Origin of the sequence: Halomonas sp. AOP22-C1-8 (assembly GCF_052378905.1) — a bacterium.
GTDB classification, from domain to species: domain Bacteria; phylum Pseudomonadota; class Gammaproteobacteria; order Pseudomonadales; family Halomonadaceae; genus Vreelandella; species Vreelandella citrativorans.
This window is the reverse complement of sequence record NZ_JBQSYD010000016.1, coordinates 37,527-58,110: the sequence shown is the minus strand read 5'-3', so window position 1 is coordinate 58,110 and position 20,584 is coordinate 37,527. Positions and strand designations below refer to the sequence as shown.

The following is a 20,584-nucleotide window of genomic DNA, read 5'->3' as shown; positions in this document are numbered from 1 at the left end:
ATTACGACCGTGGAAGCCAACCCAAAAGCTCGTTATTTACGATGTTCAGCAGCGCCTTTATGTGATCATTACGATCGTTTAAGCAGGGAATGTAACTAAACGTTTCGCCGCCTGCTTCCATAAAGCTATCGCGGATCTCCTCCTTGATTTCTTCTAACGTTTCTACACAGTCGGAGGAGAAAGCAGGCGATAAAATCGCAATATGTTTATGGCCCTGCTTGGCAAGCGCGGCTACGTGCTCGACCGTTGCAGGCCCCACCCACTTTTCAGGACCAAACTGTGATTGAAAGGCGGTATCCACCTCCTCTTGGCTAAAGCCTAGCGTTTCTCGCAGGAGCCGTGTGGTTTTCTGGCACTGGCAATAGTAGGGGTCGCCTTGCATCAAATAGCGCTCAGGCACGCCGTGGTAGCTGGCAACTAACTTGGTGGGCCGCGTCTCAAGTTCGGCGTAAACATCTGTTACTGAATTAGCCAGTGCCTGTAGATAAGCAGGGTGATCAAAATAGGCGGGCACCGTACGAATAGAGGGTTGCCACTTCATCTTCATTAAGGCGCGAAACGCCTCGTCATTGGCGGTTGCAGTGGTCGGCGAGGCGTACTGTGGATAGAGCGGAAAGAAAACAATCTTCTCACAGCCCTTTTTTTTCATCTGCGTGAGCACACTGCGCGTTGAAGGATTGCCGTAGCGCATACAGAAATCCACTTCAACGTTGTCGCCGTATAAGGCCTTAAGCTGCTCCGTCAGTTTTTCGGTTTGCGCCCGCGTGATCGTGAGTAGCGGGCTTTCGTTTTGTTCGGTGTTCCAAATGCTTTTATACGCTTTACCCGACGAAAAAGGCCGCTTGGATAAAATAATCAGTTGCAGAAGCGGCTGCCACTTCCAATCGGGATAATCGACTACCCGCTTGTCGGAGAGAAACTCACTTAAATAACGTCGCATCGACCAATAATCAGTGGCATCGGGCGTCCCCAGGTTAGCCAGAACTACACCTACTTTTGCCCGCGGCACGGCCGGATGATCACTGGATGCATGGGCCAAGCGGCCTTCGCCCGGCTGGTCCACCACAACGCTATCGGTCATTACGCTTACTCCAAAGACGGCTTCTAATTATCAAAAATCTTAACACTTTTCGATAAGGCGCGGCATAAAGTTATACTATCAACATCATTTGTATAACCACCGGTAAAGTGGCACCCCGCCGCCCCGCGCCTTACTTCAAATACGCTTTAAGCACAGATCGAAGATACTTAAAAAATAGCGGCAAGGTGGTCAGAAGCAAAACACCTGGAAAGCACGGCGAATAGAGGCAAGTTAAGCGGTTAAAGCAGTGCGCTGGCCAGGATGCTGGTAGGGCTTTGTTGCTACCGAGCCTGCAAGAGGAGATGAATGCAGGCTGCTGTTTCTTTGCCTGTCACCGCATTAGGGTTTAGGCGAGGGTGGGAAAAACGTTACGCTAACTGTTGTGTGTGCATTCAGTAAATACACAGAGTGATTCATCAACCGCTTTTTAAAAAACCAGCGGCATTCGTGAGGCTAGCGGCTCGCTGTAATGCGCGTCACGACCAATAACTTCGTCCTGAGGCACATGCTGAACCAGATACGCGCGATGAATACCCGCACGTTTTAGTTCCAAATACACATCATCTAACGAGCGAAACAGCATGGGCTTACCACGTTGGGTGAGCATATGCCGCGCGCCTTCTACATCTTCAAGCTCAAGCTGATAAAAACGACTACCCGAATGCGTAATAACGCGAATTTCGAAATTATCGTGGCTATCGACGAACTGTTTAAGTGCTTTCAGTTCCATGATTCCCTCCTGTTATTGGATACAACAATAGGACCCAGCATGACTGCGTCCTATTACATTCCTGTTACCTTACATTGGCACTTATTGACCAAGAGGGCAACTTTTCAGGAGGTTTCCAGGCTATCAGTCTATTAACACAGCCAAGCTACTGATATTCAGAAGGATCAATCGCCTTACCAAGCGAGTTACGATCAATCCAGTTACCGCCCTTGGTCTCTTTGTAGCGAAATACCACGTTATCGCCGATAGCGACCGGAAGCTCAGCATCTTCTGTTTGATAGCTGTACTTCTCACCATCAACGACCAGCTGATAGCGATAAAGGTCTGGCATACCCAGCCACTCTTTAAAAGGCCCTTCGCGCTCTAATTCCTGAAGTTCTCCGCGCCCTTGAAGCTTGGGAAGACGCTGACGATTACCACGCCGAAAACCACCTGCCATGAATTACTCCCGTTCGTTCTTTTTTCCGTATGCTCAATATATCAAGGACGTGATGCTGGTCACACCCTCACTCTAGTCACCAAAAGCTTCGCCATAGCTGTCGGGAGCCAGGTCTTCAAAACGGGTATATTTGCCGATAAACGCCATATGCACCGTTCCGATAGGCCCGTTACGCTGCTTACCGATAATGAGTTCAGCCAAGCCCTGATTATCTGGATTATCCTGGTTATACACCTCATCACGATAGACGAAGGCGATAACGTCCGCATCCTGCTCGATGGCGCCTGATTCCCGCAAGTCAGACATAACCGGGCGCTTGTTGGGGCGCTGCTCCAGCGAGCGGTTAAGCTGAGAAAGCGCCACTACCGGACATTTAAACTCTTTCGCCAAGCCTTTTAGCGAGCGCGAAATTTCCGATATCTCCCCCGTGCGGTTTTCAGAAAAACCGGGGATCTGCATCAGCTGAAGGTAGTCGATCATGATCAGCGACATATTGCCGTGCTCACGCACGACACGGCGCAAGCGCGAGCGCATTTCATTAGGTGAAAGCGCAGCGGTGTCATCGATAAAGAGCTGCTTGTCTTTAAGCAGATTGACCGCCGACGTTAGGCGCGGCCAATCTTCATCCTCCAACTGCCCCGAACGTACGCGGGTTTGGTCGATGCGTCCAAGCGATGACAGCACCCTGAGCATTAGCGATTCAGCCGGCATCTCCATGGAGAACACCATCACGGGCTTATCGCTGGAGATAACCGCGTGTTCGACCAGGTTCATCGCAAACGTGGTTTTACCCATGGAGGGACGCCCGGCAATGATGACCAGGTCCGAAGGCTGAAGCCCTGACGTCATCTCATCCAGATCACGAAAGCCGGTTGATAGCCCCGTCATTTCGCCCTTCAGGTTGAAGAGTTCATCAATGCGATCAACCGCTTTGGTGAGAAGCTCGCTCATGCCAATTGGGCCACCCGTTTTAGGGCGCTCTTCGGCAATCTGAAAAACCAACCGCTCAGCTTCATTAAGCAGCTCATCGGCTGGCCGCCCTTGGGGGGCAAAGGCGCCTTCTGCAATCTGATTCGCCGCTCGAATCAGCTTTCTAAGCGTTGCCCGCTCACGCACAATATCCGCATAGGCGCGAATATTGCTCGCCGAAGGCGTATTGCGGGCAAGCTCCGCCAGGAAAGCCAAGCCACCCACGGTATCCAGGTGATCTCGCTCTTCAAGCGCTTCAGACAAGGTGATGACATCAAGGGGTTGTCCAGACTCCGCCAGATGAATCATGACGTTAAACACCAAACGGTGCTCATAACGATAAAAGTCATCGGCTACCAGGCGCTCGGAAACCGTATCCCACGCCTGATTATCCAGCATTAGCCCGCCTAACACCGACTGCTCCGCCTCCAGCGAATGCGGCGGCAGCTTCAGCGCTGCCGTTTCCTGATCAGCAGAAGGCTGGTCCATAGCGAGCTCCTTTCAATAGTGCAGCATAGCCGACAAAGACCACTATCTTAATCGGACAAACCGTTAGCAACCACCGGTAGGTCATCGCATAAAGGGTTATTTCTAAACGCTCGGGGCTTTCAATAAACCACTAGCCGCTTGGAAATAGACCTTCTTTAAATAGCACAGGGCTTAAATAACACAGGGCTTAAATAGCAAAGGGCGCGGGAAATCCCGCGCCCTTTTGGCGTAAATAGCAGCTGCAAAGTTTACTCTGCGACGACTACCACGCGAACAACGGCGTCCACTTCTGCATGCAAGTGGAGGTCGATGTCGTATTCGCCAGTTTGACGAATCGGGCCTTGCGGCATACGCACTTCGCTCTTGGCAACATCGATGCCAGCAGAGGAAATAGCGTCGGCCAGATCACGAGGACCGATAGAACCAAACAGCTTGCCTTCGTCGCCAGCTTTAGACACAAGCGAAAGCTCGATGTCGTTCAGCTGCTCAGCGCGGGCTTGGGCTTCTGCTTTACGCTCAGCCGCTTGAGCTTCAAGCTCAGCACGCTGTGCCTGGAACGCGTCAACGTTCTCTTTGGTGGCCGGTACGGCTAAACCGTAAGGCACCAGGTAGTTACGACCATAACCAGGCTTAACAGTGACCTTGTCACCCAGGCCGCCCAGCTTACCAATGTTGTCGAGCAGAATGACTTCCATCTCGTAAACCTCTTGTCAGTTGCCGCGGGCAAGGCGTGCGCGAATGTTCGCGAATGTATCAATCAGCCCCAACAGCAGCACAATGAGAATCGTGGGCCAGGTCGTGATCAGCAGCACATAAAATGCTACCAGCCACAGCCCGTTCATCCCCTTTAATCCAATATAACCATGCACTAACGCAATGCCGGCAACGAGTAGTGGTATCCAGCCGAGTACTGCTAACGCATGCCCCCCAAGCATCATGCCGACCACACAAAGCACCGCTAACACGGCAAGCTCTTTAGGTGCGAGTCGTAACGCATGAAACTCTTCACGAAACCCGCCCGGGTTATATAACCCCGCTTGCCAGCTTCGCGCCAAGGCTAAACATGCAATCGACGCAATCAGAACCACAAGCCCCGTAACGCCCCCTACCACAATGGCAGCCAGCATTTGGGTATCGTACCCCTGATTAGCCAACTCTGTGAGCATACGATCAACGTCCGGAGAGCCTTGTCGTAGTTGCTCAAGCATTGGCCCCATGTCGCCTGGCAGGCTAAAGATGCCGAACTGTACCATTGCTGCAGCCACGAAGGTGCCCGCCAGCAACGCTTCACTCCAACGCATCCTTTCACGCAAGACAACCGCCATCAGCGTTACCAGCAATACGCTGGCCAGCGGGATAACGTCGCCTTGCGACCACCAAAAACCGGCGGGTAGCGCCGCTGCGATAATAACCGGTAGCGCAGGTGCAAAGCCTTTACGCAGGGTTACCAAAGCAGCAATAGCAGCACCTAACCAAAACAGCCACGGCACTAACGTGGCCAGCGCTGCCCCGCCTACGGCGTAAGGCAGCCCTCGCATTAGCCATCTTGCCAGTGCCAGCATCACGTTAAACGCTTACTGGTGGCTATCGGAGTAGGGCAGCAGCGCCAGGTAGCGCGAACGCTTGATAGCAGTCGCCAGCTGACGCTGGTAGCGTGCTTTAGTGCCGGTGATACGGCTCGGAACGATCTTGCCAGTTTCAGTGATATAGGCTTTCAGGGTGTCCAGATCTTTATAGTCGATCTGCTTGACGCCTTCAGCAGTGAAGCGGCAAAACTTACGGCGACGGAAAAAACGTGCCATGGATTAGCTCCTTAAAACGTGCAGTGGATAGAATCAGGCAGTTTCGACGTCTGAATCAGACTCGGACTCATCAGCGCGCGACTTGTCTTCGCGACGCGGACGCTTCTCTTCTGCCGGCTTCATCATCGGAGAAGCTTCAGTAACCGCTTCCTTGCAGCGTACAACCAGGCTGCGGATGATGGCATCGTTGAAGCGGAAGATGTTCTCGATTTCTTCGAGCGTCTCGCCAGTACATTCAACGTTCATCAGCACGTAGTGGGCTTTGTGAATCTTGTTGATCGGGTAAGCCAGGTGACGACGGCCCCAATCTTCAAGACGATGTACAGTACCAGCGTTTTCAGTAACGATGCTGGTGTAGCGCTCGACCATAGCCGGCACTTGCTCGCTCTGATCCGGGTGGACCATAAACACGATTTCATAATGACGCATGAGATCTCCTTGCGGTTTGACAGCTTCCGGTGTGTGCCCCGCACAAGCGAGAACGACGACAGGGAAGCAAGGAGTTACTGAAATGCACCTAACTTACCGCCAAACGGCAATTTAAGGCATTAAGCAGAACTGGTGTTCAACTAACGTACGGTATCTAACCAACGTACTGGCATTTAACCAACGTAAACATCTGCGCCCGCCTGTAGACAAACGGGCGCAGGTATTCTAGTGGGCACAGGGTTAACTTGCAAGCTGGCGTTGTCGTACTGCCTCAAACAAACAAATCCCGGTAGCCACAGAGACATTAAGGCTTGAAACCTGCCCTGCCATAGGTAGCTTGGCCAGGTTATCGCAGGCTTCCCGGGTTAAACGCCGCATGCCCTTCCCTTCTGCTCCCATTACTAGCGCAGTAGGGCCGGTCAAATCGATGTCAAATACACTAGCCTGGGCTTCACCTGCTGTACCGGTAATCCATACGCCGGCATCTTTAAGCTTGGCAAGCGTACGCGCCATGTTGGTGACCTGATAAACCGGCACTACCTCGGCAGCACCGCAAGCCACTTTACGCACGGTTGCATTTAGCGGTGCGGCCTTGTCTTTTGCCACAATAACGCCATGTGCCCCAGCGGCATCGGCGCTGCGCAAGCAGGCACCAAAGTTATGTACGTCTGTCACGCCATCCAGCACTAGCAAAAGTGGCGGCGTTGGCGCCTGCCAGGCACGCAGCTTTAACCACAAGGACTCTTCGCCTTCAGGCGTAAGTGGCGGGCAGAACGCCACCACTCCCTGATGCGCAGCCCCTTGAGTCAACTGGTCCAGCAGGTCACGCGGCTGCTCTTTAATTCGCGCACCACGCGCTTGCGCCTGAGCAACCACTTCGGCCAAGCGACTACCGGCTCCTTGCTGAACCCATAGCTCGCGCGGCGTTTCACCGCGCTCCAACAAACTTTGCAAGGCGTGGGTACCATAGACCTGGTCCAGCCCATCCGGCGTACGTACCGTAGTACGTGCACCACGTCGAGACGACGCCGATTTCATACTTAACTTCTCCTGGGCGTTGACTGACGCGTACGTCGCGGGCCACGACGCGTAGATGGCTTATCTTTCTTGGGCGCAGCGTCGCTCTTGGGAGCGGCCGCTTCATTAGTGTCACCACTGCGGCGTTTACGCGGCTGGCGGCGCGGGCGAGGCTTATCGTCGGTCAAACTGAAATCAATTTTCCGGTCGTCCATATCGACGCGCGCCACTTGCACCGTCAAGCCATCACCCAAGCGATAGGTGGTTCCGGTACGCTCGCCTTTCAGGCGATGCTTCTCTGCCTCATAGTGATAATAATCCGACGGCAGCGACGTCACATGCACCAGGCCTTCGACATAGAACGCATCCAGACGCACAAACAAGCCAAACTGGGTAACCGATGCAATCGTGCCTTCAAAGGTTTCGCCCAGCTTGTCGGACATAAACTCGCACTTCAGCCAGCTTTCTACATCACGGGTCGCTTCATCGGCGCGACGCTCAGTCATTGAGCAGTGTTCGCCAAGTTCAAGCATCTGCTCAAATGTATAAGGGCACCATTTGCTCGGCGGATCGACCGGCGCTCCGTCAACGCGCACGACGGTATTGGTTTGACGCGGCCCCCGAATGACCGAACGAATGGCACGGTGCACGAGCAGATCAGGATAACGACGAATCGGCGACGTAAAGTGCGCATACGCCTGGTATGCCAAGCCGAAGTGACCTTCATTCTGCGGTGAGTACACCGCCTGGTTCATGGAGCGTAGCATGACCGTCTGGATAATATCGGCATCAGGGCGATCAACAATTGCCTCACGAAGCGCCTGATAATCCTGCGGGGTAGGCATATCGCCGCCACCCACGGAAAGGCCCAGCTCGTTCAGGAACAAGCGCAGCTTATCCAATCGCTCAGGCGTTGGCCGCTCATGAATACGGTACAGCGCGGGCAGATCGTGCTTATCAAGAAAACGTGCGGTCGCAACGTTCGCGGCCAGCATGCACTCCTCAATTAACTTGTGCGCATCGTTACGCTTACGCGGCACAATTTTTTCGATCTTGCGCTCGTCGTTGAAAATGATCGCCGTTTCAGTGGTATCAAAATCAATCGCGCCACGCGTTTCACGAGCCCCGCGTAGCAAGTGATAAAGCTCATGCAGGTTTTGCAGCGGCTTCACCAGCTCGCGGTGTTCCTCACGCAGCGCATTACCCTCTTCGCTCTCGTTATCAAGCATCGCCGCCACGCTGTTATAAGTGAGGCGAGCATGAGAGTTCATCACGGCTTCATAGAAGGAGTAGCGGCTAATCGCCCCAGTCTTGGAGATATTCATCTCGCAGACCATGACCAGACGATCCACGTTCGGATTGAGCGAACAAAGACCGTTGGATAAAAGCTCCGGCAGCATGGGCACCACCTGCCCCGGGAAATACACCGAGTTACCCCGCGTGCGGGCTTCATTATCCAGCGCCGTTCCCGGACGCACATAGTGAGAGACATCCGCAATCGCGACTAATAGCTTCCAACTGCCTGACTTGGTTTGCCACGCGCACACGGCATCATCAAAGTCCTTGGCAGACTCATCATCAATCGTAACCAGCGGTGTATCTCGCAGGTCAACGCGATGCTTTTTATCTTCCTCCAGCACTTCCGCTGAAATGCCGCTGGTTTGATCCAGCACCTCAGGCGGAAATTCAGCAGGAATATCGTAGCTACGAATCGCAATATCGATTTCCATGCCAGGGTCCATACGCTCACCCAACACTTCAATCACTTCACCCACAGGCTGCACGCGGGTAGCCGGCTGCTGAACAATTCTGGCCGAAATCACCTGGCCATCCTTCGCCCCAGCGCTGGCACTGTGAGGAATAATAACTTCCTGAGTAATACGTGGATTTTCAGGAATCAGTATGCCAAATTCCGGCGTATTGCTGCGATATACACCCACCATTGTTTGCGTATTGCGGGCGATTACATCGGCAATGGTCGCTTCGTCGCGGCCACGGCGGTCTGTGCCGCTGATACGGACCAATACATGGTCACCGCTGAACACGCGACGCATCTGGCGAGGAGGTAACAACAGATCTGGTTTTTTACCATCATCACGAATCAAGAAGCCAAAACCGTCCCGGTGCCCCAGTACGCTGCCCTTGATCAAATCAAGCTTATCAATTAATGCATAAGCGCCGCGCCGGTCACGCAACACTTGACCATCACGCTCCATGGCCGCCATCCGGCGGCGAACGGCCTCAAGGTGATCTTCGTCCTCGATGCCCAGCATGCGGCTCATATTTTCATGGGTAATCGGTTTGCCGTACGTTTCCAACGCCGCTAACAGATACTCACGACTAGGCGCCGGATTATCATATTTTTGCGCCTCGCGCTCGGCGTGCGGATCATCACTCAACGTCCAATACTTCATGCGATCGACATCCTTAATTGCATTTGCGGGAGGCGGACAAAAACAGCAGCGGATAGTCGCTGCAGGTAGGGATAGTCAGCGACTGCGTTAATAAGCAGTAAGCTGAAAAACGTCATATTTTGTTTGGTCATGGGGCCAGTATAGCGCTGCATGTTCCATGACCCAACCACCTTAAGCAGCAATTGTGCAATTTGCGCCATAAAATTATCTTTCAGGTCTTGCATTTAACCAGCACCCCGGTATCATACGCGCCACTTGCCCAGATGGCGGAATTGGTAGACGCGCTAGCTTCAGGTGCTAGTGTCCGTATGGACGTGGAGGTTCAAGTCCTCTTCTGGGCACCATGTTTTCTCATGTTATCCTCTTTTCATGAGTAGCGGGTGCAGCGGCAAGTTGATGTGGTTGATGCTTGATATGTATTCGCCCAGGTGGCGGAATTGGTAGACGCGCTAGCTTCAGGTGCTAGTGTCCGTATGGACGTGGAGGTTCAAGTCCTCTCCTGGGCACCATACGAATACAATCAGCAAAATACCCGCAGTACAAATGATGCGCCCAGGTGGCGGAATTGGTAGACGCGCTAGCTTCAGGTGCTAGTGTCCGTATGGACGTGGAGGTTCAAGTCCTCTCCTGGGCACCATTACGTTGGTCCCGTCCGCATCATTGAACGACCCTCTCTATTATTAATCCTCATATTTTGAATATTGCGCCTACGTTTGCGCTGTTCTACTACGTCGTATTTAGCCTCCTTATTTCGTCGATGTCGCTGAGGGCTTTCCCGCCCCCAGCTGAAGCACATTAAATAGTCCACTTACGTTAATCAAAAACGTTACGCTACTGAAAACGCCCAGGTCGCCGTGCGACCTCCTCCAGTGCCCATCCTTGCGTACGCAACTCACCTTCCAGCACGGCTTCCATTTCGGGTGTCAGGTCCGGGAAAAAATTAATCCCGGTACGCGCTTCTATGTCATTAATAGTGACCAGGTAATCATCTAACGGCTCGTTGCCGCGAACGTCCTGGGGCATGATGAACGCCAGCGCGAGCGGTGCCTCATCGTGTGGGGCAACAATAATCTTATAGAACGCCTCTGGCACTTCGACAAACCCCACCCGATTAAACACATTATCCATAAAATGCTCCGGGAATATCGGCCCGGTAATCACCTGTACGCGATCAAAACGCGGCACAAAGTGATTGATCACCGACTCTTCCAACCGCTGCCATAGCTGGCGATTTAGATTAGGCCGCTGCGGCGTCATGTTACTCATCAAAAACGTATCAACCTGGGCATCGCGCCCGTGCACTGCGGCAATGGCATAGTTAGGTGCCATATGTCCCCGGTCATAGCCACTCCGGGCATAGCTGTCGGTTTTTACCGGCCAGAGGGTCCGCCAATCCGCTTGAAAACTGGGCCGTGAGCCAATCTGGGTCCCTTCCGGCACCGCCTCCAGCTGGTAACTCACCCACAGCGGGTTAACACGCACATCCGACCAGCCAACTAAATAGCCCTCATTGCGTAATACGCGGTGAAACGTGGTGGGATGAAAACTCTCCCACGTGGGAACGCCCATCCAGGTATACGCATCCTGATGCTGACGCTCCTGAAACTCCCATAACCCCGCTCCCGCGACCACAAACAGCAAAGCGACGCCCAGACGCCGCCCCTCTCGACGCCAGCGCCAAAACGATATCCCCACGTTCCCCTACTCCCCACACGCTAATTTTTATCGCCCGCTTATGACACGCGGCCATTGCGGTGGCCGGTGCCTATATCCACATTACCAGCCTAGTGAAAACATGGTTTCAAGGTCGTGGCGTGAATGTACCTGCATGGCGTTAAGCGTTTCCGTATCGCTGATCCCCTCAACCTCGTTAAGGCGCTCGGTCACCAGCTCAGCCAGGCTTTCAAAATTCGGGGTACGCGCGATGGCTACCAGGTCATAACGCCCACAGGTGGAGTACACCTCACTAATGCCTTCCACGTCCGCTAAGCGCTCTGCTACTGCTTTAACCTGGCCTTTTTCGGTATTAATTAAAATAACTGCGTTTTGCATAGCGCCCTCACTAAAAAAATGTAAGTGATACCGAGGCCTATCGTCATTTTACTCACACCGTCTACACCTGTTTAGTGGCGTAATACGCAAGAAAAACGTCAACAGCCGCCAAAGCGTGGAGTATAACAGGCCTGGTTAAATCCGCAGCCTGGACACGAAATCTCTCTAAATCCTTGCCTTGAACGAAGAAGTCGCGCACCACGCATCTATTCGTTAGCATGGATGGATAACAACGCGATATTTAGGGTCAAATGAGAGTGACCTATAAGGAGAGACCATGGCTAATCAGAGCCGCCGTCATTTTATACGCACCAGTGTATGGGGGCTGGCAACCCTCCCCTTGGGCATCGGTATTTTATCGAGAACGGCCTTTGCTCAATCGCTACCTCGCCTTGCCCCTTCAGCACCCAGTGCCCAAGCGCTGAACTATGTTGAAAAAGCGAGTGATGCCAGCGACCACCCTGCTTATACATCAGGTGAACGGTGCGACAACTGCATGTTTTATACCTCTGCTAATCAAGGCTGCCAGCTGTTTCCTGAAAACAGCGTTGAACCTGGTGGCTGGTGTCAATCCTGGGTGGCTCAGGGGTAAGGCTGCTAAACATCCCTGCCAAACGCAGGGACTTTTCACTGTACTCACCGGTAAGCGGTGACCATTTACGGGTTGTCTTTACTTTCCTCCTCTATGGGCCAACGGTAGCGATGCGTCACCCGCCCTTCATCCATGGAAACCAGGCGTACGGGGAACCCCCAAAGCTCATGCAGGTGCCGAATAACCGGGTAGGCACTACGCCCAAGGGGGCGGCGACCGTCCTGCACGTGGTGCAGTGTTAATGAGCGATCGCCCCGGATATCAGCCTCAACCACTTGAATATTTGGCTCTTTCACCGACAGCGCGTACTGAGTAGAAAGCGCATCGCGCACCCGGCGATAGCCCTGTTCATTATGAATAGCCGCCACTTCGAGCGTTTCCGCCTGATCATCATCCACAATTAAAAACAGCTTAAGGTCGCGCATTACCTTGGGCGACAGAAACTGCTGAATAAACGACTCATCCTTAAAGTTGCGCATAGCAAATTCAAGCGTACTGCGCCAAGGCGTGCCCGCAATATCAGCAAACCACTGATAATCTTCCTCGGTCGGTACTTCGCATATCCGCTTGATGTCCATAAAGATGGCAAACCCCAACGCATACGGATTGATGCCGTTGAAGTAAGGGCTATCAAAGCCAGGTTGATTAATAACGGCGGCGTGGGACTGTAAGAACTCAAGCATCAGACCTTCATCAACATCGCCTTCGTCATACAAGCGGTTCATCAATGTGTAGTGCCAAAAGCATGCCCACCCCTCATTCATAACCTGAGTTTGGCGCTGGGGGTAAAAATACTGCGCCAGCTTGCGCACAATACGCACTATTTCACGCTGCCAAGGGGCCAATAACGGGGCATTTTTTTCAATAAAATAGAGCAGATTTTCCTGAGGCTCTGGCGGATAAATTCCGCCGCTGTGCAGGCCTAGCGGATCGTTGTCGCTGTTAAGGCTACCAGGCAGCGGAGACGCATTGCCAGGTGGCTCAGGAATCGTACGCCACAGCATATTAACCTGCGTTTGCAGGTAGGCTTCCCGTTCATCCTGGCGCCTGGCCTCCTCTTCAGCCGAGATCGGCGAAGGTCGTTTATAGCGGTCAACGCCGTAATTTTGCAGTGCGTGGCACGCATCCAACAGTTGCTCAACCGCATGGACGCCATGGCGCTCTTCGCATTTGGCAATGTAGTGACGTGCAAACACCAGATAATCAACGATCGATTCGGCATCGGTCCAGGTACGAAACAGATAATTGCCCTTGAAGAAGGAATTATGCCCATAGCAGGCATGTGCCATGACCAGCACCTGCATCATCAGAGTGTTTTCTTCCATCAAATAGGCAATACAAGGGTTGGAATTAATCACCAACTCGTACGCCAAGCCCATTTGGCCGCGTTTGTAAGCGTGCTCAACGGCCAGAAACTGCTTACCAAATGACCAGTGATGGTAGCCCACCGGCATACCCACGCTGGCGTAGGCATCCATCATCTGTTCGGTGGTGATGACTTCCATTTGATTGGGGTACGTATCCAGGCGGTACTCATCAGCAAGTACTGCGAGCTTGTCGTTAAAGCGCTCCAGGACGCTAAAGCTCCAGTCAGAACCGGTCGCAATGGGCTTTTGGGATGCATTCATAGCGCACTCCTCAACACGCACGCGTTTAGCGCGCTTGGTTCAAGCGGCGTTTAAACAGCTCACGAAAAACAGGGTAAATATCGCTAGCTTCGACAATTTGGCGCATCGTAAAGCGTTCAGGAAAGTGCTCAGCAACGCTCTGATACTCATGCCAAAGCGACTGATGATCGTGAGGGGTGATTTCTACATATGCGTAGTACTGAAGTTGAGGCATCAGCTTTTTAATCAACAAATTGCGACAGGTACTGGAATCATCGTCCCAATTGTCGCCATCCGATGCCTGGGCCACGTATAAATTCCACTGCTCGGCGGGATAGCGCTTTTGAACAATGTTATCCACCAGCGTGAGTGCGCTTGAGACAATGGTGCCGCCCGTTTCGCGGGAGTAAAAGAACTCCTCCTCACTCACTTCTTTTGCGGCAGTATGGTGGCGAACAAACACCAGCTCGACCTTTTCGTAGTGCTTCTCTAAAAAAAGGTAAAGCAGCAGAAAAAACCGCTTCGCAATGTCTTTATGGTTCTGGGTCATGGAGCCTGAAACATCCATGACACAGAACATTACCGCCTGGCTTGAGGGCTGAGGTTGCGCGGCCAACTGGTGATAGCGCAAATCGTAGGTATCAATAAACGGCACTGCCTCGATGCGTTTCTTTAAACGCTCGATGTCAGCTTTCAGTTCAGCCACCCGTGCCGGATTACGTAACACGCTGTCTTTGCGCTCTTCTGCCTCCAGCGCTTGCTCAGCTTCTTGTAGCGCTCGCTTGATCGGTGCTCGCATGGCAATACGGCGGGCGTAGGCCTCCCGCATGGAACGCGTAATACTGATACGCGAGGGCACGCCATCCCGGGAAAGGCCCGCGCGCACCATTTTCACTTCTTCCAATGATTTAAGCGGCTTACGCTGCAGGTGCGGAAGCTCCAAACCATCGAAAACAAACTCTAAAAACTCCTCTCGGCTAAGCGTAAACGCAAACTCATCGTTACCTTCGCCTTGGTCAGAAGCGCTCCCTTCACCCGCGCCGCCTCCGCCACCTTGGCCACCGGGGCGGCGAATCCTGTCACCCTGTAAAAACTCTTTATTACCCGGCGAAACGATATTGCGCGCCCCACCAGGGCCATGCTGAAACACCGGCTCGGAAATGTCCTTGGTGGGGATAGAGATGTTTTCACCACGCTCCATATCGGTAATGGAGCGGCGGTTAACCGCCTCTTCAACAGAGCGCTTGATATGCTGACGGTAGCGCTCCAAAAAGCGCTGCCGGTTAACCGCGCTCTTATGTTTAGCGTTAGGTCTTCGATCAATAAAGTAGGTCATACGACCTCCTTAACCCAAAGGGCCTTTGCAGTACCGGTGCTTACTGCGACTTACGCACGCGCAGGTACCACTCGGAAAGCAGGCGCACCTGCTTCTCGGTATAGCCGCGCTCCACCATCCGAGCGACGAAGTCCTCGTGTTTTTTCTGGTCCGACGTTGAGGCCTTGGCATTAAACGAGATGACCGGCAAAAGCTCTTCGGTATTGGCAAACATCTTGTGTTCAATAACCCCTTTAAGCTTCTCATACGACTGCCAGCTGGGATTCATGCCATTGTTCTGGGCACGCGCTCGCAGCACAAAGTTAACCACTTCATGACGGAAGTCCTTGGGATTGGAGATGCCCGCTGGCTTCTCAATTTTTTCAAGCTCTTCATTTAGCGATTGGCGATTCAACTGCTCGCCGGTATCCGGGTCGCGGTACTCCTGGTCTTGAATCCAGAAATCGGCATAGGTCACATAGCGATCAAAAATATTCTGCCCATACTCGCTGTAGGATTCGAGATAAGCCGTCTGGATCTCTTTGCCAATAAACTCCACATAGCGCGGAGCCAAAAACTCTTTAATAAAGCCCAGATAACGCTCAAATACTTCAGAGGGCAGTTGCTCACGCTCAAGCGCTTGCTCCAGCACATACAGCAGATGCACCGGGTTAGCGGCAACTTCGGTGCTGTCAAAGTTAAACACCTTGGAAAGAATCTTGAACGCAAAACGAGTGGAGAGTCCTTGCATGCCTTCGTCCACACCTGCCGCATCGCGGTACTCTTGTATCGACTTGGCACGCGGGTCGGTATCTTTTAGATTTTCGCCATCGTACACGCGCATTTTGGAGTAGATACTGGAGTTCTCGGGCACTTTTAACCGAGACAGCACCGAGAATTGTGCCAGCATGCGCAGCGTATCGGGCGCGCAGGGTGCGGCATTGAGGGAGGAGTCTTCCAGTAGCTTTTGATAGATTTTGATCTCTTCAGATACTCGCAAGCAGTAAGGCACTTTGACGATATATACGCGGTCAAGAAAGGCCTCGTTGTTGCGGTTATTGCGAAATGCCTGCCACTCGGATTCGTTGGAGTGCGCCAGGATAATGCCATCAAACGGAATGGCGCCCATCCCCTCCGTTGGGTTGTAATTCCCCTCTTGGGTGGCGGTTAACAGCGGATGTAGCACCTTGATCGGCGCCTTAAACATCTCAACGAATTCCATTAACCCTTGGTTAGCGCGGCAAAGCCCGCCCGAGAAGCTATAAGCATCCGGGTCATCCTGGGAGTAAAGCTCAAGCTGGCGGATATCGACTTTACCCACTAACGAGGAGATATCCTGGTTATTCTCGTCACCCGGTTCCGTTTTAGAAATTGCTATCTGGTGCAGCCGCGAAGGATAAAGACGCACTACACGAAACTGGGAAATATCGCCGCCGTACTCTTTTAAACGCTTGGCGGCCCAAGGGGACATCACACTTTTCAGATAGCGCGGCGCAATCCCATACTCTTTTTCAAGCAGCTCGCTATCCTCTTCAGGTGAGAACAGCCCAAGCGGCGACTCATAAACGGGTGAGCCTTTAATGGCGTAAAAAGGGATGCGCTCCATTAGCAGTTTTAAGCGCTCCGCAAGTGATGATTTACCGCCACCCACCGGCCCCAGCAGATAGAGAATCTGCTTGCGCTCCTCAAGCCCTTGGGCGGCATGACGGAAGTAAGCCACGATCTGCTCAATGGCCTCCTCCATACCATGAAACTCAGCAAAAACCGGGTAGCGGCGTATCACCTTATTGGAAAAAATACGCGATAAGCGCGGGTCCTTTGCCGTATCAATAACAGCAGGCTCGCCGATGGCATCCAGCATGCGCTCCGCGGCGCTGGCATAAACCGTTGGGTCACGACGACAAAGCGCCAGATACTCTTCCAAACTCATGTCTTCTTGCTGCACGCGGGCAAAACGGTCTTGAACGTGGTCAAAGATGCTCATGAAACCCTCCTATGGCCATCCCCAGGCAATCACCACCCGGATGAATATTTTATTGTGGTGAGCCGAACGAGGTGTCGCTCTATTAGCGTAGCCAGCATTAGCAAAATGTGATGACTAAAACTTCAACGCTAACATGTGATACGCATAGGCATACGCCAGAAAAGTCCCGCACTTCAAAGGCAGGATGTTGATACAACAGGGTTTTAACCAAAAAGCACTTCATCAGAAACGTTTAACGATTCTCTAATGATCAACATTGGCATGGCGGGCCAGGCGTCACGCCCTTTTATTGAACGTCTACAAAAAACCGCCGCTGCGTGTGCAGAGGCGGTAAAAAAAGCGATACGCCTGAAAACTCCAGAGTCTCTTACTATCCAGAATGCTGTTCAAGAGCAATTTTGACATCCGCGATAAGTAAATCCAGTAATTCAACGGTGGTATTCCAGGCACATACAAAGCGTGCTCCTCCGGCGCCAATAAACGTATAGAAGGTCCACCCCTTGGCTTTTAGGGCGCTAATTGCATGGGCTGGCAACTCAACAAAGACGCTGTTTGCCTGGGCAGGAAACATCAACGACACGCCAGGCAGCGCTTGCAGCCCTTGCGTTAAATATTGTGCCATTGCGTTAGCATGTTGAGCATTGGTGAGCCACGCCCCGCTCTCCAAAAGGCCCAACCACGGCGCTGATATATAGCGCATTTTGGATGCCAACTGACCTGCCTGCTTGCAGCGATACGAAAAATCTTCTGCCAGCTCGCGATTAAAGAACAAAATCGCCTCGCCCATCGCCAAGCCATTTTTAGTCCCAGAAAAACACAGTGCATCAACACCTACCTGCCAGGTCAGCTCGGCAGGCGTAGCATTCAAGCTGGCACAAGCATTGGCAAACCGAGCGCCATCCATGTGTAAGCGCAAATCATGCTTATCGGCAATGGCACGAATGGCCAGTAGTTCTTCGCGGGTATATACCGTTCCTACTTCGGTTGCTTGGGTCAGCGAAACCACTTTAGGTTTTGGGTAGTGAATATCGCTCCGCCGCGTCACCAGCGCCTCAATCCCCTCAGGGGTAAGCTTGCCATTCGCCCCTGGCGAGGTCAGCAGCTTGGCGCCATTGGAGAAGAACTCCGGGCCGCCGCACTCGTCGGTTTCAATATGCGCCAGCTCATGACAAATCACGCTATGGTAACTGCGCCCCATCGCAGAAAGCGCCAGTGAGTTAGCCGCAGTACCGTTAAAAACAAAAAACACTTCGCAGTCATAATCAAACATTTGACGAAAGCGGTTCGCCGCTCGCTCGGTCCAATGGTCATTGCCATACGCCAGGTCATCAACCTGATTAGCGTCCAGTAGATACGCCATGGCTTCCGGGCAAATACCAGAAGTGTTATCGCTGGCTAAAAAACGGGGGGTACACTCCGACGTCATGACAATTATCCTTATACCTCATATTGTTACAGCGCCAGCTGGGTGCCACTAGCGCCTTTAACATCACGTTATGCTTAATAAGGTGATGGATCAGTCAGTCTATCGTCATTTATGGACGAGCGTCACCCGCCACTATCAACGCGGTTAAAGCTGGGCAGCCAAGCGCATTCCCTGATCAATAGCGCGCTTGGCGTCAAGCTCTGCCGCCTCATCGGCACCGCCAATGATATGAATCTGTTTACCGAGCGCTTCAAGCGGCGCCACTAAATCACGCACCGATTCCTGCCCTGCGCATACCACCACCGTATCCACACCCAGCACGCTGTCCTCGCCATTGCGGCGAATATGCAGCCCATCATCATCAACTTTAAGGTACTCGCAGCCCGTCAAGGTCGAAACGCCGCGCGCCTTTAGCGAAGCCCGGTGTACCCAGCCAGTGGTTTTACCCAGGTACTTGCCAGGCTTTGAGGTTTTACGTTGTAGCATGACAATGTCACGTGCTACAGCGGGCGCCACAGGGGCTTTTAAACCGCCGCGTTCGCTAACGGCCAGGTCAACGCCCCACTCGTCGCACCAGGTATCGATATCAAGGGCCGGATGTTCTTCATGGGCCAAAAGCTCGGAAACGTCAAAACCAATACCGCCTGCCCCGATAACGGCAACCCGGCGGCCTACCCGTTCAGGGGATTCAATGGCATCGGCATAGCTCAGCACACTGGGGTGTTCAGCGCCGGGCAGCGACAGCGTGCGTGGGCGTACGCCGCTGGCAATAATAATATCGTCAAACTCAGCCAGTGCTTCTGGGATGGCACGGGTGTTCAAACGAATCTCTACCGCGTACTTTTCCAGCATGACGCGGTAGTAGCGTAGGGTTTCGTTAAACTCCTCTTTGCCTGGAATCCGGCGCGCGTAATTAAACTGCCCGCCCAGCGTGTCACGCTGCTCAAACAGCACTACGTGATGGCCACGGCTGGCGGCGGTAACGGCCGTGGCAAGCCCCGCTGGTCCACCGCCCACCACGGCCACGCGTTTAGGCGTGGTGGCGGGTTCAATCACAAGCTCGGTTTCATGGCAGGCGCGCGGATTAACTAAACAAGAGGTTAACTTGCCTGCAAAGGTGTGATCCAGGCAGGCCTGGTTACAGGCAATACAGGTATTGATTTCATCGGCCTGCCCCGCTTCGGCTTTACGCACCCACTCAGGATCCGCCAAAAACGGCCGCGCCATGGACACCATATCGGCGTGGCCTTCGGACAGCACCTGTTCGGCAATCTCTGGCATATTAATCCGATTAGTAGTGATCAGCGGCACCGAAAGCGCTGCTTTTACTCGCCGGGTCACTTCGGTAAAGGCCGCACGTGGCACGCTGGTGACAATCGTGGGCACCCTCGCTTCGTGCCAACCAATCCCGGTATTGATGATATCGGCACCTGCGGCTTCCACCGCCTGGCCAAGCGTAACGATCTCTTGCCACGTACTGCCGTCTTCCACCAGATCAATCATCGACAGACGAAAAATCACCACAAAGCGCTCGCCCACCGCCGCTCGAATGCGTTTAACAATTTCCAACGGAAAGCGCATGCGATGCTCAAAACTACCGCCCCAGGCATCGCTTCGCTGATTGGTCCGCTGGCAAATAAACTGATTAATCAGATAGCCTTCCGAACCCATTATTTCGACGCCGTCATAACCCGCCTGTTGCGCCAGAGACGCACAGCGCACGTAGTCGGCAATTTGCTGTTCAACGTCGTCACTACTTAGTTCACGGGGAGTAAATGGATTAATGGGTGCCTGAATTGCCGAGGGCGCCACCAATTCAGGCGAGTAGGCGTAGCGCCCCGCATGGAGAATCTGCATGCACAAATGCCCGCCTTCCGCGTGAACAGCCTCCACCACCTGGCGATGCTCTGCCAATTGGGTCTCATCGGTTAGCGCGTTGGCGCCCTGAAACACCGCACCTTCCGGGTTTGGCGCAATCCCTCCAGTGACGATTAAACTTACCCCGGCCCGTGCACGCTCAGCATAAAAAGCCGCCAACCTTGCAAACCCCTTGGGTGTCTCTTCCAGGTTGGTATGCATGGAGCCCATTAAAATGCGGTTGGGCAGCGTTAAATGGCCAATCGTAATTGGCTGGAAAAGATGCGGGTAAGCGGGCGCACGGGTCATCACGGTTCTCCTTGGCGTTATTCAAACAAGCGTATGACATCCAATCGCCGTCGTACAGCCCTTTACGACTTA

At 53.1% G+C, this 20,584-nt stretch carries 19 protein-coding genes and 3 tRNA genes; 4 read left to right on the top strand and 18 right to left on the bottom strand.

Annotated features, from left to right (window positions below):
• Position 1: 1 nt before the first annotated feature.
• The 11 genes from hemH to ACT3TY_RS10365 all read right to left on the bottom strand — a co-directional run bounded on the left by hemH (position 2) and on the right by ACT3TY_RS10365 (position 9,594).
• Positions 2–1,081 carry a ferrochelatase gene (gene hemH / locus ACT3TY_RS10415; RefSeq protein ID WP_444628102.1) on the bottom strand — a complete coding sequence of 360 codons (1,080 nt, stop codon included), beginning with the start codon at positions 1,079–1,081 and terminating at the stop codon, positions 2–4.
• 427 nt (positions 1,082–1,508) lie between these two features.
• A complete protein-coding gene (locus ACT3TY_RS10410; protein WP_172116093.1) occupies positions 1,509–1,811 on the bottom strand; it encodes a DUF6482 family protein in 303 nt (100 codons plus the stop codon).
• A gap of 145 nt (positions 1,812–1,956) precedes the next feature.
• A complete protein-coding gene (locus ACT3TY_RS10405; protein WP_087107793.1) occupies positions 1,957–2,250 on the bottom strand; it encodes a hypothetical protein in 294 nt (97 codons plus the stop codon).
• Positions 2,251–2,322: 72 nt separating this feature from the next.
• Complete coding sequence (dnaB, locus tag ACT3TY_RS10400) at positions 2,323–3,708, bottom strand: replicative DNA helicase (RefSeq protein ID WP_172116092.1); 1,386 nt, start codon at positions 3,706–3,708, stop codon at positions 2,323–2,325.
• Positions 3,709–3,956: 248 nt separating this feature from the next.
• Positions 3,957–4,403 carry a 50S ribosomal protein L9 gene (gene rplI / locus ACT3TY_RS10395; protein ID WP_444628101.1) on the bottom strand — a complete coding sequence of 149 codons (447 nt, stop codon included), beginning with the start codon at positions 4,401–4,403 and terminating at the stop codon, positions 3,957–3,959.
• Between the two features lie 15 nt (positions 4,404–4,418).
• Complete coding sequence (locus ACT3TY_RS10390) at positions 4,419–5,270, bottom strand: hypothetical protein (protein WP_087107798.1); 852 nt, start codon at positions 5,268–5,270, stop codon at positions 4,419–4,421.
• Between the two features lie 12 nt (positions 5,271–5,282).
• Positions 5,283–5,510, bottom strand: coding sequence for a 30S ribosomal protein S18 (rpsR, locus tag ACT3TY_RS10385; RefSeq protein ID WP_009097135.1), 228 nt, complete (start codon positions 5,508–5,510; stop codon positions 5,283–5,285).
• A gap of 33 nt (positions 5,511–5,543) precedes the next feature.
• Positions 5,544–5,939 carry a 30S ribosomal protein S6 gene (rpsF, locus tag ACT3TY_RS10380; RefSeq protein ID WP_087107800.1) on the bottom strand — a complete coding sequence of 132 codons (396 nt, stop codon included), beginning with the start codon at positions 5,937–5,939 and terminating at the stop codon, positions 5,544–5,546.
• A gap of 240 nt (positions 5,940–6,179) precedes the next feature.
• The gene (rlmB, locus tag ACT3TY_RS10375; protein ID WP_172116090.1) at positions 6,180–6,977 is read right to left on the bottom strand and encodes a 23S rRNA (guanosine(2251)-2'-O)-methyltransferase RlmB; all 798 of its coding nucleotides are present in this window, start codon (positions 6,975–6,977) and stop codon (positions 6,180–6,182) included.
• Between the two features lie 2 nt (positions 6,978–6,979).
• Entirely contained in the window at positions 6,980–9,370 is a 2,391-nt protein-coding gene (rnr, locus tag ACT3TY_RS10370; protein ID WP_192527945.1) for a ribonuclease R, read from the bottom strand.
• Positions 9,367–9,594 carry a hypothetical protein gene (locus tag ACT3TY_RS10365; RefSeq protein WP_441678273.1) on the bottom strand — a complete coding sequence of 76 codons (228 nt, stop codon included), beginning with the start codon at positions 9,592–9,594 and terminating at the stop codon, positions 9,367–9,369. The genes rnr and ACT3TY_RS10365 overlap by 4 nt, the downstream gene beginning before the upstream one ends.
• A gap of 33 nt (positions 9,595–9,627) precedes the next feature.
• Between ACT3TY_RS10365 and ACT3TY_RS10360 the strand changes: the two genes are divergently transcribed.
• From ACT3TY_RS10360 to ACT3TY_RS10350, 3 genes are all read left to right on the top strand, one after another.
• Positions 9,628–9,714, top strand: a tRNA-Leu gene (locus tag ACT3TY_RS10360).
• Between the two features lie 78 nt (positions 9,715–9,792).
• Positions 9,793–9,879: transfer RNA gene (locus ACT3TY_RS10355), tRNA-Leu, on the top strand.
• Between the two features lie 41 nt (positions 9,880–9,920).
• Positions 9,921–10,007, top strand: a tRNA-Leu gene (locus ACT3TY_RS10350).
• 194 nt (positions 10,008–10,201) lie between these two features.
• On the opposite strand, the gene ACT3TY_RS10345 is transcribed toward ACT3TY_RS10350, so the two are convergent.
• Together ACT3TY_RS10345 and ACT3TY_RS10340 are read right to left on the bottom strand one after the other, a co-directional pair.
• Positions 10,202–11,065 carry a DNA/RNA non-specific endonuclease gene (locus tag ACT3TY_RS10345; RefSeq protein ID WP_444628100.1) on the bottom strand — a complete coding sequence of 288 codons (864 nt, stop codon included), beginning with the start codon at positions 11,063–11,065 and terminating at the stop codon, positions 10,202–10,204.
• Between the two features lie 81 nt (positions 11,066–11,146).
• The gene (locus tag ACT3TY_RS10340; protein ID WP_172116086.1) at positions 11,147–11,422 is read right to left on the bottom strand and encodes an Lrp/AsnC family transcriptional regulator; all 276 of its coding nucleotides are present in this window, start codon (positions 11,420–11,422) and stop codon (positions 11,147–11,149) included.
• 277 nt (positions 11,423–11,699) lie between these two features.
• Here ACT3TY_RS10340 and ACT3TY_RS10335 point away from each other — a divergent pair, with 277 nt between their 5' ends.
• Positions 11,700–12,014, top strand: coding sequence for a high-potential iron-sulfur protein (locus tag ACT3TY_RS10335; protein WP_441678271.1), 315 nt, complete (start codon positions 11,700–11,702; stop codon positions 12,012–12,014).
• A gap of 65 nt (positions 12,015–12,079) precedes the next feature.
• Here ACT3TY_RS10335 and ACT3TY_RS10330 read toward each other — a convergent pair whose 3' ends face one another.
• The 5 genes from ACT3TY_RS10330 to ACT3TY_RS10310 all read right to left on the bottom strand — a co-directional run bounded on the left by ACT3TY_RS10330 (position 12,080) and on the right by ACT3TY_RS10310 (position 20,512).
• On the bottom strand, positions 12,080–13,642 hold the full coding sequence (locus ACT3TY_RS10330) for a SpoVR family protein (RefSeq protein ID WP_444628098.1): 1,563 nt from the start codon (positions 13,640–13,642) through the stop codon (positions 12,080–12,082).
• Positions 13,643–13,667: 25 nt separating this feature from the next.
• Complete coding sequence (locus ACT3TY_RS10325) at positions 13,668–14,957, bottom strand: YeaH/YhbH family protein (protein ID WP_444628097.1); 1,290 nt, start codon at positions 14,955–14,957, stop codon at positions 13,668–13,670.
• Positions 14,958–14,997: 40 nt separating this feature from the next.
• Entirely contained in the window at positions 14,998–16,920 is a 1,923-nt protein-coding gene (locus tag ACT3TY_RS10320) for a PrkA family serine protein kinase (protein ID WP_444628096.1), read from the bottom strand.
• Between the two features lie 370 nt (positions 16,921–17,290).
• Positions 17,291–18,346: a threonine aldolase family protein gene (locus tag ACT3TY_RS10315; protein ID WP_087108506.1), complete on the bottom strand. Its 1,056-nt coding sequence runs from the start codon at positions 18,344–18,346 to the stop codon at positions 17,291–17,293.
• A 144-nt stretch (positions 18,347–18,490) separates the two neighbouring features.
• Entirely contained in the window at positions 18,491–20,512 is a 2,022-nt protein-coding gene (locus ACT3TY_RS10310) for an FAD-dependent oxidoreductase (RefSeq protein ID WP_444628094.1), read from the bottom strand.
• Positions 20,513–20,584 lie beyond the last annotated feature (72 nt).

Excerpts from the sequence above, each read along its gene's own strand:
- hemH (WP_444628102.1), bottom strand. The coding sequence starts at position 1,081 with ATGACCGATAGCGTTGTGGTGGACCAGCCGGGCGAAGGCCGCTTGGCC.
- ACT3TY_RS10410 (WP_172116093.1), bottom strand. The coding sequence starts at position 1,811 with ATGGAACTGAAAGCACTTAAACAGTTCGTCGATAGCCACGATAATTTC.
- ACT3TY_RS10405 (WP_087107793.1), bottom strand. The coding sequence starts at position 2,250 with ATGGCAGGTGGTTTTCGGCGTGGTAATCGTCAGCGTCTTCCCAAGCTT.
- dnaB (WP_172116092.1), bottom strand. The coding sequence starts at position 3,708 with ATGGACCAGCCTTCTGCTGATCAGGAAACGGCAGCGCTGAAGCTGCCG.
- rplI (WP_444628101.1), bottom strand. The coding sequence starts at position 4,403 with ATGGAAGTCATTCTGCTCGACAACATTGGTAAGCTGGGCGGCCTGGGT.
- ACT3TY_RS10390 (WP_087107798.1), bottom strand. The coding sequence starts at position 5,270 with ATGCTGGCACTGGCAAGATGGCTAATGCGAGGGCTGCCTTACGCCGTA.
- rpsR (WP_009097135.1), bottom strand. The coding sequence starts at position 5,510 with ATGGCACGTTTTTTCCGTCGCCGTAAGTTTTGCCGCTTCACTGCTGAA.
- rpsF (WP_087107800.1), bottom strand. The coding sequence starts at position 5,939 with ATGCGTCATTATGAAATCGTGTTTATGGTCCACCCGGATCAGAGCGAG.
- rlmB (WP_172116090.1), bottom strand. The coding sequence starts at position 6,977 with ATGAAATCGGCGTCGTCTCGACGTGGTGCACGTACTACGGTACGTACG.
- rnr (WP_192527945.1), bottom strand. The coding sequence starts at position 9,370 with ATGAAGTATTGGACGTTGAGTGATGATCCGCACGCCGAGCGCGAGGCG.
- ACT3TY_RS10365 (WP_441678273.1), bottom strand. The coding sequence starts at position 9,594 with ATGCAAGACCTGAAAGATAATTTTATGGCGCAAATTGCACAATTGCTG.
- ACT3TY_RS10340 (WP_172116086.1), bottom strand. The coding sequence starts at position 11,422 with ATGCAAAACGCAGTTATTTTAATTAATACCGAAAAAGGCCAGGTTAAA.
- ACT3TY_RS10335 (WP_441678271.1), top strand. The coding sequence starts at position 11,700 with ATGGCTAATCAGAGCCGCCGTCATTTTATACGCACCAGTGTATGGGGG.
- ACT3TY_RS10330 (WP_444628098.1), bottom strand. The coding sequence starts at position 13,642 with ATGAATGCATCCCAAAAGCCCATTGCGACCGGTTCTGACTGGAGCTTT.
- ACT3TY_RS10325 (WP_444628097.1), bottom strand. The coding sequence starts at position 14,957 with ATGACCTACTTTATTGATCGAAGACCTAACGCTAAACATAAGAGCGCG.
- ACT3TY_RS10320 (WP_444628096.1), bottom strand. The coding sequence starts at position 16,920 with ATGAGCATCTTTGACCACGTTCAAGACCGTTTTGCCCGCGTGCAGCAA.
- ACT3TY_RS10315 (WP_087108506.1), bottom strand. The coding sequence starts at position 18,346 with ATGACGTCGGAGTGTACCCCCCGTTTTTTAGCCAGCGATAACACTTCT.
- ACT3TY_RS10310 (WP_444628094.1), bottom strand. The coding sequence starts at position 20,512 with ATGACCCGTGCGCCCGCTTACCCGCATCTTTTCCAGCCAATTACGATT.